Annotated in this window: 15 protein-coding genes; 6 read left to right on the top strand and 9 right to left on the bottom strand. The window is 35.6% G+C overall.

Annotated features, from left to right (window positions below; all coding sequences use genetic code 11):
• The first annotated feature begins 97 nt into the window (after positions 1-97).
• The 3 genes from ABH955_RS12225 to hmpA all read left to right on the top strand — a co-directional run bounded on the left by ABH955_RS12225 (position 98) and on the right by hmpA (position 3,258).
• Positions 98-1,195: a site-2 protease family protein gene (locus ABH955_RS12225; RefSeq protein ID WP_404447519.1), complete on the top strand. Its 1,098-nt coding sequence runs from the start codon at positions 98-100 to the stop codon at positions 1,193-1,195.
• A gap of 114 nt (positions 1,196-1,309) precedes the next feature.
• Positions 1,310-1,828, top strand: a complete 519-nt coding sequence (locus ABH955_RS12220) for a hypothetical protein (protein ID WP_113937027.1) — start codon at positions 1,310-1,312, stop codon at positions 1,826-1,828.
• A gap of 221 nt (positions 1,829-2,049) precedes the next feature.
• A complete protein-coding gene (gene hmpA / locus ABH955_RS12215; RefSeq protein WP_404447513.1) occupies positions 2,050-3,258 on the top strand; it encodes an NO-inducible flavohemoprotein in 1,209 nt (402 codons plus the stop codon).
• Between the two features lie 29 nt (positions 3,259-3,287).
• On the opposite strand, the gene ABH955_RS12210 is transcribed toward hmpA, so the two are convergent.
• Positions 3,288-3,800: a Crp/Fnr family transcriptional regulator gene (locus tag ABH955_RS12210; protein ID WP_404447509.1), complete on the bottom strand. Its 513-nt coding sequence runs from the start codon at positions 3,798-3,800 to the stop codon at positions 3,288-3,290.
• A gap of 170 nt (positions 3,801-3,970) precedes the next feature.
• Between ABH955_RS12210 and ABH955_RS12205 the strand changes: the two genes are divergently transcribed.
• On the top strand, positions 3,971-4,198 hold the full coding sequence (locus tag ABH955_RS12205; protein WP_000883004.1) for a hypothetical protein: 228 nt from the start codon (positions 3,971-3,973) through the stop codon (positions 4,196-4,198).
• Between the two features lie 293 nt (positions 4,199-4,491).
• On the opposite strand, the gene ABH955_RS12200 is transcribed toward ABH955_RS12205, so the two are convergent.
• The 3 genes from ABH955_RS12200 to ABH955_RS12190 form a co-directional block, all read right to left on the bottom strand.
• Positions 4,492-5,292 (bottom strand): sulfite exporter TauE/SafE family protein, encoded by an 801-nt coding sequence (locus tag ABH955_RS12200; RefSeq protein WP_002086690.1) that lies wholly within the window; start codon positions 5,290-5,292, stop codon positions 4,492-4,494.
• Between the two features lie 117 nt (positions 5,293-5,409).
• A complete protein-coding gene (locus ABH955_RS12195; protein WP_002030715.1) occupies positions 5,410-6,408 on the bottom strand; it encodes an inorganic phosphate transporter in 999 nt (332 codons plus the stop codon).
• 11 nt (positions 6,409-6,419) lie between these two features.
• Positions 6,420-7,040, bottom strand: a complete 621-nt coding sequence (locus ABH955_RS12190) for a DUF47 domain-containing protein (RefSeq protein WP_000231445.1) — start codon at positions 7,038-7,040, stop codon at positions 6,420-6,422.
• Between the two features lie 311 nt (positions 7,041-7,351).
• Between ABH955_RS12190 and ABH955_RS12185 the strand changes: the two genes are divergently transcribed.
• On the top strand, positions 7,352-9,391 hold the full coding sequence (locus tag ABH955_RS12185) for a transglycosylase domain-containing protein (protein ID WP_002086687.1): 2,040 nt from the start codon (positions 7,352-7,354) through the stop codon (positions 9,389-9,391).
• 165 nt (positions 9,392-9,556) lie between these two features.
• Here ABH955_RS12185 and ABH955_RS12180 read toward each other — a convergent pair whose 3' ends face one another.
• From ABH955_RS12180 to ABH955_RS12170, 3 genes are all read right to left on the bottom strand, one after another.
• Positions 9,557-9,994 (bottom strand): hypothetical protein, encoded by a 438-nt coding sequence (locus ABH955_RS12180; RefSeq protein ID WP_113937030.1) that lies wholly within the window; start codon positions 9,992-9,994, stop codon positions 9,557-9,559.
• A gap of 219 nt (positions 9,995-10,213) precedes the next feature.
• Positions 10,214-12,016 carry a Gly-Xaa-Xaa repeat protein gene (locus tag ABH955_RS12175; protein ID WP_404491138.1) on the bottom strand — a complete coding sequence of 601 codons (1,803 nt, stop codon included), beginning with the start codon at positions 12,014-12,016 and terminating at the stop codon, positions 10,214-10,216.
• A 257-nt stretch (positions 12,017-12,273) separates the two neighbouring features.
• A complete protein-coding gene (locus ABH955_RS12170) occupies positions 12,274-13,539 on the bottom strand; it encodes an ATP-binding protein (protein ID WP_002126365.1) in 1,266 nt (421 codons plus the stop codon).
• A 160-nt stretch (positions 13,540-13,699) separates the two neighbouring features.
• On the opposite strand from ABH955_RS12170, the gene ABH955_RS12165 reads away from it, so the two are divergent.
• Positions 13,700-14,545: a DUF72 domain-containing protein gene (locus ABH955_RS12165; protein ID WP_002166082.1), complete on the top strand. Its 846-nt coding sequence runs from the start codon at positions 13,700-13,702 to the stop codon at positions 14,543-14,545.
• Positions 14,546-14,913: 368 nt separating this feature from the next.
• Here the strand turns inward: ABH955_RS12165 and ABH955_RS12160 are convergent, their stop codons facing one another.
• Together ABH955_RS12160 and ABH955_RS12155 are read right to left on the bottom strand one after the other, a co-directional pair.
• A complete protein-coding gene (locus ABH955_RS12160) occupies positions 14,914-15,108 on the bottom strand; it encodes a DUF3924 family protein (RefSeq protein ID WP_002011737.1) in 195 nt (64 codons plus the stop codon).
• 120 nt (positions 15,109-15,228) lie between these two features.
• Positions 15,229-15,759 (bottom strand): tyrosine-type recombinase/integrase, encoded by a 531-nt coding sequence (locus ABH955_RS12155; protein WP_000806230.1) that lies wholly within the window; start codon positions 15,757-15,759, stop codon positions 15,229-15,231.
• Between the last annotated feature and the right edge of the window lie 2 nt (positions 15,760-15,761).

Raw genomic sequence — 15,761 nt, 5'->3', positions numbered from 1 at the left:
TATTTCTAACAATAGAAAAAAATATGTCATAATAGAGAAAAAGAATAAGTTTTGATGAGTGTATATGGCTCAATAAAGCGAGATAAAGGAGAGGAATATGAAAAATAATAAAAAAGGATTATGGGGAGTTATAGTTGCAATAGGGTTATTTTTACTATCTAAGTTAAAATGGGTATTTGCAATTTTTAAGTTAGCAAAATTTTCAACAGTATTTAGTATGTTTTTATCGCTTGGTGCATACGCAGTCATATATGGTTGGAAGTTTGGGGTAGCACTCGTATATTTATTGTTTGTACATGAGATGGGGCATTTATGGGCAGCGAGAAAGAAAGGGATACCAACATCGCCAGCAATCTTCATACCATTTATGGGAGCTCTTATTGGGATGAAAGAGATGCCGAAAAATGCAAAAGATGAAGCTTACATTGCATATATGGGACCTCTTTTCGGATTGCTTTCATTTTTACCCGCGATCCCACTGTATATAATCACGAAAGAGCCGTTTTGGGCGCTTATTATTTTACTTGGAAGTATGATTAATTTCTTTAACTTAATTCCAGTTTCTCCATTAGATGGTGGACGAATAATTTCAGTTGTAAGCACGAAAATTTGGGGGGCAGGGCTAGTTTTACTACTCGGCTATTCTATTTACTTCAAGAGTATTTTAGGAGGATTTATTTTTATTATCGGCTGTATGGAACTATATAGAGTAATAAAGAGAGATGAGCCGATTAAGGAATTAGGATATAAAATCGATGGAATAAAAGAATATGTTACTAGGCTTGAAGAGGAATTAAAAGAAACTGATGCGGTGCATCGAACGATTTATATGATTCACCATGAAATGAATGTATTAAGACAAAGAGAACGTGAAAAAGAATTAAAAACAGGAGAACTTCAAAAGATTGAAGTGCTAGAGTACCTTTTACCAAAATTTGAGCCACTTGATTATGTCCCATATGAAGATGAAAAAGAAATGCATACAATTCATATAAGAGAAGCATTTGAAATGTCAGAAAGAAAATTAAATGAATGGGAAACAGAAAAGGAACAACAAGAAAATTATTATAAAGTCGATACGAAAACGAAATGGACAGTATTTGCTTGTTATATCGGATTAATGGCTATACTCGGTTATACAGCTTATGAAGGTTATGTTGTTTTACAAGAGCATTTACCAAGGAGAAGTTTGTAGAAAAATAGTGTCGAAATGAAAAGGAGGATTTAAACAGGAATTACATTTCTGCGAGAGAATGTTACAAGTGTAACAGTACATTGTAATATTCATAGTAGAAAAGGAGTTCTGTATATGAAGAAATTGTTAAGTGTATTGGTAGCTATTACTGTAATGGCAATAGCGAGCTATAGTCTTATGAAAGTACTATTGTATTATGCGAATAAGTCTGCTGGAGTAAATACAGTAGCACAAATAGAAGATGTGCAAGAGAAGAAGAAGACACTCGAATTTGTTCGTACGACACATGAAAGTTATAATAATTTCTTGAACTATGGTAAGGCAGAGAAATATACAGATGGGGATTGGAAACATTTTAAACAATGGTTTCAAGAGCAAGAACCTTCTTTAAAAAATATACATAAAGAAATAAAAAATGAAAAAATAAAACGCGATGTGAATAGAAGTTATGAAATTGTAAAAAAAGGTGTGGGGCTTCAGAATATTGAGTATGTAGTCTATGCTCATCGCGTATATCATGACTTGGATATACTTGTAAATAAATATAAAGGTGAGACGAATGTATGGGGGTATACCGAGTTTGGAGATGGGCAGAATATACAAGTAATTGAACAAGCGATACAAACGAAGTAGTAGGCTAGCTAGAATTCTAGTTAGCCTTTTTTTGAGCCCAATTAATGAGGGCTAATAATTAGTAGCGTATGGGAGCACGCCACTAGTTAAAATTTATTTAATATGTTTTTGTTCATATATTTTTCACAAAAACACCATGTTAATAGTGATTAAAATCACAATATGTATTATACAATTCAGTTAAACTAAAAACAGTTAAGGAAATAGAGGAGTGGGATACAATGTTAAGTGCAAAAACAATTGAAATCGTAAAGTCAACAGTACCGTTATTACAAGAAAAAGGCGTTGAAATTACAACGAGATTTTATCAAATTTTATTTTCGGAACATCCGGAGTTATTGAATATTTTTAACCATACGAATCAGAAAAAGGGAAGACAACAACAAGCGTTAGCAAATGCTGTATATGCAGCTGCAATGTACATTGATAATTTAGAAGCTATTATTCCAGTTGTAAAACAAATCGGTCATAAGCATAGAAGTTTAGGTATTAAAGCAGAGCATTATCCAATAGTAGGTACATGCTTACTACGAGCGATTAAAGAGGTCGCAGGCGCACCTGATGAAGTTTTAAATGCATGGGGAGAAGCGTATGGCGTCATTGCTGATGCATTCATTAGCATTGAAGCGGGTATGTATGAAGAAGCTGCACATAAAGAAGGTGGATGGAAAGATTTCCGCAACTTTGTGATTGTTAAAAAAGTGAAGGAAAGCGATGTTATTACATCATTTTATTTAAAACCTGAAGATGGCGGGAAAGTTTCTTCATTCATCCCAGGACAATATGTAACGATTCAAATAAATATTGAAGGTGAAACATATACGCATAATCGTCAATATAGCTTATCTGATGCTCCTGGAAAAGAATATTATCGTATTAGTGTAAAGAAAGAAAAAGGTGTAGATACACCAGATGGTAAAGTATCTAATTACTTACATGATCATGTAGGGGAAGGAGATGTCTTACCAGTAAGTGCACCAGCGGGAGATTTCGTATTAAATATGGAGTCAACATTACCTGTTGTACTAATTAGTGGTGGAGTAGGTATTACACCGATGATGAGTATGTTAAATACGTTAATTGAACAAGAATCAAAGCGTAATGTATGCTTTGTTCATGCGGCGATAAATAGTAATACACATGCGATGAAAGAGCATGTTGAGACAGTAGAAAAAGAGTATGAACAAGTTAAAGCATATACTTGCTATTCTTCACCGACAGAGCAAGATGTGGAAATGAAGAATTTTGATCAAGAAGGATTCATTGAACGTGAATGGTTACAAACTATTATTCCAACGACTGAAGCAGAATTTTATTTCTGCGGTCCAGTACCATTTATGAAACATATAAATACTGCATTAATTGATTTGGGTGTTAAACAAGAGAACATTCATTATGAATTTTTCGGTCCCGCAGCAAGCTTACAATAGGTTAACGTTGCCAAGCAAAAAACGAGGTATTATTTTACCTCGTTTTTTGCTTGTTCTCTAAGTAAGCGATTTACTGTTTCGCGGCGTACACCTATGAGCTGCCCAATTTCAGTTTGTGTTAATATTTCATAAATAGGGATGTCACCTAAATAAAAGGTGAACCACTCTTGTAAACGATGAAGGCGTTCTTTAGGAGAGACAGTTGTCAATTGATCGATACGCTGTTGCATCATTCTTAACTTCGATTGTAATTGTATAGCGATATTTTCATATGATGCAGGATTTGCCTGAAGTTTGTCGTACCATTCATGGCTAATTATAGGCTCAACTTCTGTTTTCATTAAAGCGATAGCTGTACCGTGATATTCCTTCGGTGAAATTAAAGAATGGTGAGGTATCGTTTCACCAGGAACGATAATATTAAATAAAAATGGTGTTCCGTCTTCTTCTAACCGAATAACTTTTAATAAACCTGTTTTTATAAAATATAATGGACCGTCCTCACCTTGACGGAATAATACATCTCCCTTATGTAGAATCAATGTTAGCCCCCCATTAAAACATTTCTATTTCTTATATTTTAGCGTAAATGTATAAAGACAATATGCTTTTTAAACAGCAATTTCATTGACGAAATGTATGCTATTACAGTAGTATACTATTTAGTGTGTAATAGTACTAGCAATGAATACGCTGTAGGGGGTTTAGTATATTGTTAGATGCGATGAAGATGACGGATATGAGAATTCCGGCGAATGCTATCATTCATGTAGAAGAGATGAAAGGTGGAGTCGTTTTATCCGTTGAAATAGACGGCCAAATTATTTATACGATGGCTTATGATGAAGAAACAGATAGTTATGCTGAATTATATGATCGAAACGATAAGAGGGCGTGCCAAGTACATGAAGACTTTATGGGGTGGTCACTTCTTCACTAAAAAGATGTCAATATGACATCTTTTTTTATTGAATCGATAGATTATACAAAGAAATGAAATATAAGGATAAAATTTGTAATAAATGATTTTGCATTGTTAGCGCTTTGTAACTGTAAGATAACTGTTTTTTCGCTATCATAAAGATAACAGTCATAGCTATAGGAGTGATCAACTTGAAGAAATTACATATTTCAAATTTTATGCTATTAAGTGTTTGTTTAGTTTTATTTGTTCTCCTAGGAGCCTTTTTATATTCATGTGTATAAGAAAAAACGCATTCTAGAAAGAACGCGTTATAAAAATGAAGTAATGATTAATCTAGTTCCAAGAATAATTAATGTGATACGTAATAAATTAATTACTGCATTACCGCTTAATTTTGTGTTAATATAAGCCCCGATTTTTCCGCCAATCCATGCACCAGGAATAAGAATTAATGCATAAGCCCAGCTGACATTTCCTAGAGAGATGTGAGTTAAAGAACTTACAATTGCTGAGAGAAATACGATAAACATTGAAGTTGCTACAGCAATGTGTGCTGGGAACGCAAAAAGGAGCATCATCGCTGGCACAAGTAAGGCACCACCACCGATTCCAAATAATCCGGATATAAATCCAACTATAAAGGCAATAAAGATAGCGAGAAATGGTGGAAATTGATAGTCTACAGTATTTCCTTCGTTATCTGTAAAAGATCGCTTAATTACAGTCATATTTGATAGGGAAAGAGGTTTCAATTTGTCTCGTAGTATAAGAAGAATGGAGACGAATATAAGAAAAATCCCAAAGTATAAAGAAAATGTATCTTGGTTTAAAAATTTGTTTGCCCATGATCCGATAATACCACCAGGGCCACTCCCGATAAATAAAATAAGTCCACTTTTATAATCTACCCGTTTATGTTTCATATAAGTAAGGGTAGAAGCCAGCCCTGTAAAAACGACTGTTACCATAGAAGTTCCTACTGCGAGTTGTGGTGATAAACTGTGTAATCCAATTAATAACGGAACGATAATAATTCCGCCTCCAAGTCCGACTAGGCTCCCGACTGTCCCGGCGATTAATCCGATGAAAAGTAACATGATGTATTCCAAAATTGCCAACTCCTCTATATAACTTATCCATCAATCATTATACACGCTTTTTAATAAGAAATAGGCTTGTTCACAAAAAAGTCGTCTTCCTAGAAAAATAAGGAAGACGACTTTTGATTAAAAGATTAAGTGTAATAAGTAGTAAAATAATGCAGCTAAAGAAGCTGAAATAGGAAGTGTAATAACCCATGTAATTAACATGCGTTTTGCAGTTCCCCATTTTACACCTTTCACGCGATGTGAAGCACCAACTCCTAAAATAGAAGAAGAGATAACGTGCGTCGTACTAACCGGTAAGTGAATAAATGTTGCGCCGAAAATAACAAGTGATGATGATAAATCGGCAGCTACACCATTTACAGGACGAATTTTCATAATTTGTCCACCGACAGTTTTAATAATTTTCCAACCACCGACAGAAGTACCAAGACCCATTGCGATTGCACAAGATAATTGTACCCAGAAAGGGATATCGCCAGAAGTATGATAGTTATTGGCCATAAGAGCCATCGTAATGATTCCCATTGCTTTTTGTGCATCATTCGTACCGTGCGTATAAGCTTGCAATGCAGCGGTGAAAATCTGGAATATACGGAAGTTCTTGTTCGTTTTCGTTAAGTTAAAGTTTTTAAATACCACTTTAAAAATACTATATACGATGTAACCAATAACAAAAGCGATGATCGGTGAAATGATTAAAGCTTCAAGAATTTTTATAAACCCTTTATAGTTTAATGCGCTAATACCAGCAGCAGCAATTGCTGCACCAGCGATTGCGCCAATGATTGCATGCGAAGAACTACTTGGAATGCCATAGTACCAAGTGATCAAATTCCAGACTATTGCCGCAAGCAAAGCAGCTAAAATTACAAGAGAACCATTTTGCAAAGCAAACGGGTCAACAATATCTTTTGTAATCGTTTTTGCTACACCTGTAAATGTCATCGCACCTAAAAAGTTCATAATAGCTGCCATAACAATTGCATGTCTAGGCTTTAGAGCTTTCGTTGAAACAGCCGTTGCAATAGCGTTTGCTGTATCGTGAAATCCATTGATAAAGTCAAAAGCTAAAGCGCAAATGACTACTAAAACGGTCAGTATCAAGAGTGTATCCATGATCAAACTCCTTACGCGTTCTTCATAATGATTGTTTCTAATACGTTTGCAACGCTTTGACAGCTATCAGCTACTTCTTCAAGCTCTTCGTAAATCTCTTTAAATTGAATAATCTTAATCGGATCTTTCTCACGAGAGAATAAGTGCTTAATCGCATGACGGCGAATATCATCACATTGTGACTCGTAATCCTTAATCTTGATCGCATTTGTACGAATATCGACTAATTTCTTTTTAGAAAGTAGTTCAACAGAATTTGCAATCTCAATCGCACATTGATTAATTGCTTCAACGAATTTAATCATGTATTCATCAGCTTCTGTAATAGAATACATTTCGAATAGACCAGCACTGTGATCTAATCCGTCTAATACATCATCCATACTCATTGCAAGTTGTAGGATGTCTTCACGTTCAATAGGAGTAATAAACGCTTTGTTTAGCTCCATAATGATTTCGTGAATGAATGAGTCACCTTTTGACTCATACTCTTTCATGCGCATAGAAAACTCTTTTAAATCGCTAGCATTTTTAATTTTATACTCCACGAAAAACTGCGCGCCTTCTTTTAAATTTTCGGAAACGTTCATAAGCATTTCAGAAAATTTATCTTTTTTTGATTTAAAGACCATTATTGTTACCCCCACAAAAGTAATATATGTAAAATATATTGGCTAATCAATTCTAACAAAAAACTGTCGTTTTTTAAAACATTTTATCGAAAAGTTTACAAAAACTTAACATAACTCTCATTGTTGTATTAATAATATTAATACTCAACGATGAATATCTTACTTGTAGAATGTCCTTTTCTTGCAAAAAGTATGAATGTGAAAGAAAAGCTTTACACTATAGGAACGACTACGTTATTATAATAAATTTAAAAGGAGGTATATTCTTCCTTTTAAAAAGAAGAGTGTAAACAAATGAAGGAAGTGAACCAATGAAATTGAAGAACACTCACTTTAAAAAAACGCTTGAGTGGTTCAATAAGAGGAAGAAACTACGCAATTCATTAATTGTATTGGGAAGTTTACTTGCTACTCTATTTATTGTTGTAAATATAATAATTTCCATTCAAGATATATCTGAATTAAAACAAGCTGTTCCACAACCGACTTTAATTTATGATGCAAATAATGAAGTTGCGACTAAATTAGCTTCTTCTAAAACAGAAGGGGTCAAAAGGAAAGATATTCCTGATATTATGGTTCAAGCAATTGTTGCAGTAGAAGATAAGGAATTTTTTAGTCATCATGGTATTTACTATAGTGGAATTATAAGTGCTGTATTTAAGAACATTACAGCCGGTGAAGTTGTGGCAGGTGGTAGTACAATTACACAGCAACTTGCGAAAAATGTATTTTTAACGCAAGACCGTACATTCTCGCGTAAAATAAAGGAATACTTTCTAACGAAAAAAATAGAACGTACTTATACGAAAGATGAAATTGTTGAAATGTATATGAATCAAATTTATTTTGGTGAAGGTGCTTGGGGGATAAAAAGAGCAGCTAAATCTTATTTTGATAAAGAAGTAAAAGACTTAACGATTTCAGAAGCCGCAACGATTGCAGGATTAATTAAAGCGCCATCTGCGTATTCGCCGTATAAAAACTTTAATAAATCAATTGAAAGACGTAATGTCGTATTAGGTTTAATGAAGGAGCAAGGATATATTTCTGAAGAACAATATAATCAGGAGAAAGAATCAGGTCTTGTATTACGACGTGGTGTTGACGATAAATATAAGGGAAAATATTCTCAATACGTAGATTATATTGTTAGAGAAGCGATGGACAAGTATGAATTAACACAAAATGAAATTTTAGCAGGTGGCTATCGTATTTATACGGAACTTGACTCGAAAAAACAACAAGCGGTTGAAGATGTTGTGAATAATGATAGTTATTTTAAAGATAGTGGCTCAGATCAGCTTATGCAAACTGGAGTGGTCCTTATGAATCCAAAAACTGGCGGTGTTCCGGCTTTAGTTGGAGGCAGAGGTCCTTATCAATTTTTGCAGTTTAATCATGCAACACAATTAAAAAGACAGCCAGGTTCAACGTTAAAGCCTCTTGCAGTGTATGTACCAGCGTTAGAACAAGGATATGAAGTATACGATGTCTTAAAAGATGAACCGTTTAATATTAAAGAATATGCACCACAAAATAGTGATCATACGTTCCATGGTAATGTGACGATGTATGAAGCGGTGGCAAAGTCATATAATGTTTCAGCAGTTTGGCTATTAGAGAAAATTGGATTAGATAAAGGATTGAAATCTTTAGAGCGGTTTGGTATTCCATTAGAGCCTGAAGACCATACGTATCCGATTGCTTTAGGAGGTATGCATGTAGGGACTTCACCATTTGTAATGGCTCAAGCGTATAGCGCACTTGCAAATGATGGTGTCCAAGTAGAAGCTCATGCCATTAGAGAAATCCAAAATGCTGAAGGGGAAACAATTGGAAAATGGTATAAGAAAGAAACTCGTGTGACGAACGAGAAAGTTGCCCAAAAGATGACATACTTATTAAAAGGTGTTATTGAAAGGGGAACAGGTGAAAAAGCGAAAGTTAATAATATCGATACCGCAGGCAAGACAGGGACTACCCAGCTTGTAAATGGACCAAGCACTGGTGCGAAGGATTCGTGGTTTGTTGGATACACACCGGATTTAGTAGGTGCGATTTGGGTAGGGTATGATAAAACGGATAGTGAGCATTATGTGCCAGGAGGCAGCCAAATTACAACGACAATGTTCCGGGATATTATGAAGAAAGCGAATGGAAATCCAACTCAAAAGGCATTTCAGTTATCACTAATACCTGAGGCGGATTATACAAAACAATTAAAAACGATTGAGGAAGAAAAACGAAGGAAAGAAGAAGAGAAAAAACGAAAAGAAGAGGAACAACAAAGAAAAGAACAGCAAAATGAATGGATAGATAAAGTGAAAGAGTGGATTCCATTTTGGTAAAAAAAGAGGCGAATAGCGAGTTCGCCTCTTTTTTATGAGAAATGAGCGGTTTTATCTCGGTTCAAAATGTGGCAACAGAAAAGAAGTTAGGTGAGAATCGAGCTGCCTATAAAAATTTGATGGGTTTAACTTAATAATCCGTGGGGATGGGAAAAGCGCCACGGATTAAAGCTTCAGTTTATTTAGCGTAACATTGGTCCTACCGAAGGATTGAGAATCATACGTGACGGTTATTATTCCTTTACTAATAGGTTCATATGGCAATTCCTCTTCGAAACTTCCAGTATTTTCATTATGGATAGAGAGTGTTATTTCATCAACGTCTTTATTTTTATATTGATCTTTAATCGTTTCAGCGATTTGAAGTAGGTTTTCATAACTAGAAGCTTCTGTAATAAGCATTCCTTTTATAACTTTTTTTTCATTTTGTGTGGAAGAGGAATACGGGATGTTGTTTTGTTTTGTATACAGAAGTTCGTATGGAATGGTTTTTCTTTCTGCTTTTGAAACATTTGAATAGTTTAGAGTTAAAAGAAACCCTATACATAAAATTATGCATACCATAAGAACAAACCAAAAACGTGTCAGTGATATAATTCGCATTGTCATCCCTCTTTCATGTCTTTGTCTTCACTATTCATCATACAAAAAGAGGATTAAGCTAGAGTAAATTTGAAGTAAAGAAACGTAAAGAAGGAGCACTTATCCTCCAAAATAAGTGCTCCTTTTTATTAAAAGAAAGATTTAACATACAATCAAAATAATACAAATTACTATAAATCAAACATTCTTGGTCGTTCAAAAATAAAATGAAAACTAAAATTAGTAAATTCGGAAGACTGATAGTGTAGCTGTTGTGTCACCAGTGTTAGGGATGGAAATAGTATTTACTGTAGGTTGTACAGAGATTGTTGTACCAGCTGTTAAAGTAACAATTGTGGAGAAAGAAACCGCACTACCGATAACGTTAGTTGAAAAATTACGAGTAGGTGGTTGACCGTTGAATGAAATACCGAATCCAAATGGTGAAGAACCCGGGAAGGTTGTAGATGCTGAGAAACTAATATCGTATACTCCTGTTTCTAAAATAGTTAAAGTATCTGAAGTGTCATTAAAAATGAGATTATTTAGTTCGAAAACTTGATTGAATTGGATATTCGTTCCAGGTGATATAGTTTGTGGATTAGAATTTCCTATTGCTGCTATAGTTACAGGGATTGGTGTGCCCGACGGTCCAGTAGCGCCTTGAGCACCAGTAGCACCAGCCGGACCTTGAGCACCTTGAGCGCCAGTAGCACCAGCCGGACCTTGAGTACCTTGAGCACCTTGAGCACCTTGAGCACCTTGAGCACCTTGAGCGCCAGCCGGACCTTGAGTACCTTGAGCACCTTGAGCGCCAGTAGCACCAGCCGGACCTTGAGCACCTTGAGCGCCGGTAGCACCAGCCGGACCTTGAGCGCCTTGAGCGCCAGTAGCACCAGCCGGACCTTGAGCGCCTTGAGTACCTTGAGTACCTTGAGCGCCAGTAGCACCAGCCGGACCTTGAGTACCTTGAGCACCTTGAGCGCCAGTAGCACCAGCCGGACCTTGAGTACCTTGAGCACCTTGAGCACCAGTAGCACCAGCCGGACCTTGAGTACCTTGAGTACCTTGAGTACCTTGAGTACCTTGAGTACCTTGAGTACCTTGAGCACCTTGGGCACCAGTAGCACCAGCCGGACCTTGAGCGCCTTGAGCACCTTGAGCACCAGTAGCACCAGCCGGACCTTGAGCACCTTGAGCGCCAGTAGCACCAGCCGGACCTTGAGTACCTTGAGTACCTTGAGCACCTTGGGCACCAGTAGCACCAGCCGGACCTTGAGCGCCTTGAGCACCTTGGGCACCAGTAGCACCAGCCGGACCTTGAGCGCCTTGAGCACCTTGAGCGCCAGTAGCACCAGCCGGACCTTGAGCACCTTGAGCGCCAGTAGCACCAGCCGGACCTTGAGTACCTTGAGCACCTTGAGCACCAGCCGGACCTTGAATACCTTGTGGTCCTTGAAGTCCAGTAGCACCTTGAGCACCAGCCGGTCCCTGAGTCCCTTGAATACCTTGAGGTCCTTGAGGTCCAGTAGCACCCCGAGCGCCAGCCGGTCCTTGAGGTCCAGTAGGTCCTATTGTTCCTCCACCAAGGCAACCTGATCCATATTGAACTAGGATAGCTTGAATTTCTGTAATGAGCTTAACTAGTTTATCGATAGTACAGCAATCGATTTTGAATAACTTAGCAATATACAATAAATAATTAAGCAAACTTTGTAGTTCAACGTACAATGCTCCGCATGAGAAAGGTGAGGACTTTAGGATAGTTAATAAGTTAGCAATAATAGAACTACCAATCTTTTCTTGTGCAGGTGATAAATCTAAGCAACTGAGGAATTTTTGAAGATTATTCAGGAGAGTAATTAGTTTATCGATGTTATCTTGAGAAGGGTTTTGAAATACAGCTTGAATACTTTGACCAAGAGCTTGAAGAAGTCTAGCATACTCTTTTAGTTCTGCCTTAGAGATGTTAATATAACTGCAAGCTCTTACTTCGCAACAATCATTACCATAAAACACTTTCCCTTTATTTTTGTTGGACATTTGTTCATTCCTTTCTTTTATAGAATAAATAGTCGTGACTATATAATAAAATGAAAACTAAACTGAATTCGTGAGGGACAAACTACTATTTCTAAAAAAATAAGAAGTTTACCTATCTTGTAAAACAAAGAACAATTAAGAGATAGAGAAAGATTTATATGAGTTAAAAAAGAATAGGTTAGAATAAAAAAACTGCACGCAAATTGTTAGATTATATCTAACAATTTGCGTGCAGTTCGTGGAACAGCCCAACCTTTTTAATGATTAATTCGTTCATAGTTCGCTTTAGGTAAAATTGGAATAGAAATAGTGAAAGTTGTACCGTTTTGATTACTAGACATTTTTAATGTACCGTTATGATTTTGAATAATTTTCTTCGTTACTGACAAGCCCAGTCCTGTTCCTGAATCTTTTGTTGAGAAGAATGGATCAAAGATATATTCTTGAATAGCTGGAGGAACCCCAGTTCCGTTATCTGTGAAAGTAATCCGAACAAAGTTATCTAGGCGATAACTAGAGATTTGAATGGAAAGAGGTCTTTCGCCTCGAGCATCGATAGCATTTTGAAATAAATTTAAAAAAACTTGCACAAGTTCATGACGATCGATATTGACAAGTACACCATCTAATTCCGTAGAAAATTCATAGTCAATAGAAATGTTGTGTAAAAAAACTTCACTAGCAAGTAGTTGTTGAATATATTCGCGTAAAAACGTATTGATGGGAAAAGGTTCTCTAGTAAATTCACGCGTTTTTGAAATGGCTAAAAATTTTGTGATAATACTATTTGCACGATCTAGTTCAGGAATGAGTAGACTTTTAAACAATTCTTTATTGGATGGAGAAACGTTATCTTGTAGAAATTGCAAGTATCCACGTACCGTTGTAAGGGGATTTCGTACTTCATGAGCAATCCCAGCTGCGATTCGTCCTGCTAATGAAAATTTTTCTGCATCACGTTCTGTGTTTAAATAATGGAAGACACTAATAACTCTAAAAATCTCTCCGTTATAATCCCGAATAATTCGATTGTTTAAAATACCATAGTTTTTGTCTAACACTTCTTCATTATATATTTCTGTTCCTGTTCTTAATGTTTCAATCGCTTTAATTTGTTCTTCTGGCAAGTTTAGTAATTGTTGAATTGGCTTTCCAATTATATCATTTCGTACTACACCAAAATCATCTGCTGCAGCTTGATTACATAAAGTTATATTTCCTTTACTATCAACAAAGGTGACATGATGTGAAAAAGCATCAAAAATATGAACAAAGTATGTTTCAAGTTGTTCAAATAAAAATAATGAATCGCAAGTAAGTTGAAAATCAGCCTTTTTATTCTCTTTTTGTATGTTTTGAATGGAATGAGTCGTTCTCGTTTTCTTTATTTGTAAACCAATATGTGGATTTTTGTATGTGAAATGATGTGGTAATTGATTCACAAGCTCTTCATATAACCGCACTTTATTTTCTAGTTCTTCTATTCGTTTTTCATGAGATACAATATCATCGTTTGGAAGCATAAATAAATAACCCCTCAATTTAAAAATTCTTCCATTTAGTATATCATATTTTTATACGGATACTCTTAAAGAAGGGGCTACTTAATGAAATTGATTAGCTGAAATGTCCGGGAAGTGAGTAGAATGGATAGAAGGTGAAGTTAAAAAGGGAGGGATATATTTGCTTTTCATTGGAGTGACAGGGTGGGGAGATCATGATTCTTTATATATAAATCCCTATGAAAATAGAAATAAATTGCGAACTTATAGTGAACATTTTCCCATTGTGGAAGTAGATAGTTCATTTTATGCGATACAACCTGCGCGGAATTATACAAAATGGGCGATGGAAACGCCGAAAGATTTTTCTTTTATAGTAAAAGCCTATCAAGGAATGACAGGACATATGAAAGGGGAAATCCCTTTTTCTACGTTCGATGAGATGTTTGATGTGTATAAACAATCCATTCTTCCTTTAATAGAAGCAAATAAATTAAAAATGATTTTATTTCAATATCCACCATGGTTTGATTGTAAAGTGAAAAATGTAGATTTACTTCGATACACGAAAGAAAAAATGGAAGATTTACCATGTGCAATAGAATTTCGAAATCAAACATGGTTTTATCCAGAAATGAGAGATAAGACGTTACAGTTTTTAGAAAAAGAAAACTGGATTCATACAATTTGCGATGAGCCTCAGGCTGGAATAGGATCAGTACCGCTTATATTAGAGGCAACAAACTCGGACATGGCGTTAATACGTTTTCATGGCCGAAATATTCATGGTTGGCTGGATAAAGGAGAAAATTGGAGAGCGGTTCGCTGTCTATATCGTTATAATAGTAAAGAATTGGCGGAATGGGTAGAACGATTAGAGCGATTGAAAAAGAAGACGAAGGATATATTTGTATTGTTTAATAATAATTCGGGCGGAGATGCAGCGGATAATGCGAAACAGCTTATGAAAATGATGAACATTACATATGGTGAGCCGAAGCCTGAGCAATTAAATTTGTTTGAATGATGATAAACAAGAAAGGCACTGTACAAACAGGGGGAATGTACAGTGCCTTTCTATATGAAAAAGAGGGGTAACAATGTTACTGAGCGTTTGGTTGATTCATCAATTGTTGGCTTCATAATAAATGATAATGGTTATCATTATCATAGTCAATAGTTTTTCGGAAAATAAATAAAAAACTTTTTATCCCGCTATTTACGGCAGTAAAACTCCTACCTCAAAATTCGGCTGGAGCAAAGAAGTTAGGTGGGAGCCCTGCTGCCCGTAAACGCTCGATTGGTGAAGGCTAATAATCAGTGGGGGATGAACAAGACCCCCACTGATTAAAGTTTCACTTTATATTTTAAATAGTAATAAAAAAAGAACAGCAATTACTGCTGTTCTTTTCCATTGATGATTTGTTGTAAATCAAAAGGAGTTATCGCTTGGATAAATTCCTTTGAGATAAGTGTTTGAACGAGAGTGCTTTCAGAAATTGTAGCACCTGTTTTCTTTTCATAAGATTTCTTTAATAAATCAAGTTTTTCAGCCGTTTCTTTCGGTAATTCAATTGTTAATGTGTTCATAATTTCTCCCCCTTACTATTAGAGTACCACTACAGTATAGGAGAGACAAGAAAAGAGAATATGAAACATAAAAAAGGTTACCAAATTTACAAATGGTAACCTTTTTATGTATAAGAGTTATTAAGCAATACCGATATACTTTAAAGTTTTGGATGGAGTACTGTGATCAAAGAAGTGTTGTAAAAATGCAATATCAACACCTGATTTGTATGCACAATAGCCCCAAGTTTTTCGAAGTGTATGTGAGCTAATCCCTTCTAATCCAACTTCTTTTGCAGCTTTGTTTAAAATGTACCATGCATGTTGTCTCGTAATAGACTTTGTTCCTTTTTGAGACTTTAATAATGGTTCATTACGTTTCCAAGTTTTACGTTCTTTCATGTAGTCTTCGATTGCGTGCTGTAAGTCTTCATTTACAGCAAACCATTTATGTTTCTTTACTTTTTCATTGTAAAATAAAATGGAATGGCGAACATTTTCGTCTTCATCGATTACATCACTAACTTTTAATTGTAAGATTTCACTTACTTTTAAGCCAGAATTTACAGCTAATACGAATAATAAGCCATCACGTTTCGAAGATTGTAAAAGTATATTTTTGATAGTTTCTAATTGTTTTTCATTTTGAATAGGTTGTCCTGCTTGTTTCATTT

The sequence above is a fragment of the Bacillus sp. RC240 genome (assembly GCF_044907945.1).
Lineage (GTDB): Bacteria > Bacillota > Bacilli > Bacillales > Bacillaceae_G > Bacillus_A > Bacillus_A mycoides.
This window is presented reverse-complemented; position numbering and strand designations above follow the sequence as displayed.

Excerpts from the sequence above, each read along its gene's own strand:
- ABH955_RS12225 (WP_404447519.1), top strand. The coding sequence starts at position 98 with ATGAAAAATAATAAAAAAGGATTATGGGGAGTTATAGTTGCAATAGGG.
- ABH955_RS12170 (WP_002126365.1), bottom strand. The coding sequence starts at position 13,539 with ATGCTTCCAAACGATGATATTGTATCTCATGAAAAACGAATAGAAGAA.
- ABH955_RS12220 (WP_113937027.1), top strand. The coding sequence starts at position 1,310 with ATGAAGAAATTGTTAAGTGTATTGGTAGCTATTACTGTAATGGCAATA.
- hmpA (WP_404447513.1), top strand. The coding sequence starts at position 2,050 with ATGTTAAGTGCAAAAACAATTGAAATCGTAAAGTCAACAGTACCGTTA.
- ABH955_RS12185 (WP_002086687.1), top strand. The coding sequence starts at position 7,352 with ATGAAATTGAAGAACACTCACTTTAAAAAAACGCTTGAGTGGTTCAAT.
- ABH955_RS12175 (WP_404491138.1), bottom strand. The coding sequence starts at position 12,016 with ATGTCCAACAAAAATAAAGGGAAAGTGTTTTATGGTAATGATTGTTGC.
- ABH955_RS12180 (WP_113937030.1), bottom strand. The coding sequence starts at position 9,994 with ATGCGAATTATATCACTGACACGTTTTTGGTTTGTTCTTATGGTATGC.
- ABH955_RS12155 (WP_000806230.1), bottom strand. The coding sequence starts at position 15,759 with ATGAAACAAGCAGGACAACCTATTCAAAATGAAAAACAATTAGAAACT.
- ABH955_RS12160 (WP_002011737.1), bottom strand. The coding sequence starts at position 15,108 with ATGAACACATTAACAATTGAATTACCGAAAGAAACGGCTGAAAAACTT.
- ABH955_RS12190 (WP_000231445.1), bottom strand. The coding sequence starts at position 7,040 with ATGGTCTTTAAATCAAAAAAAGATAAATTTTCTGAAATGCTTATGAAC.
- ABH955_RS12195 (WP_002030715.1), bottom strand. The coding sequence starts at position 6,408 with ATGGATACACTCTTGATACTGACCGTTTTAGTAGTCATTTGCGCTTTA.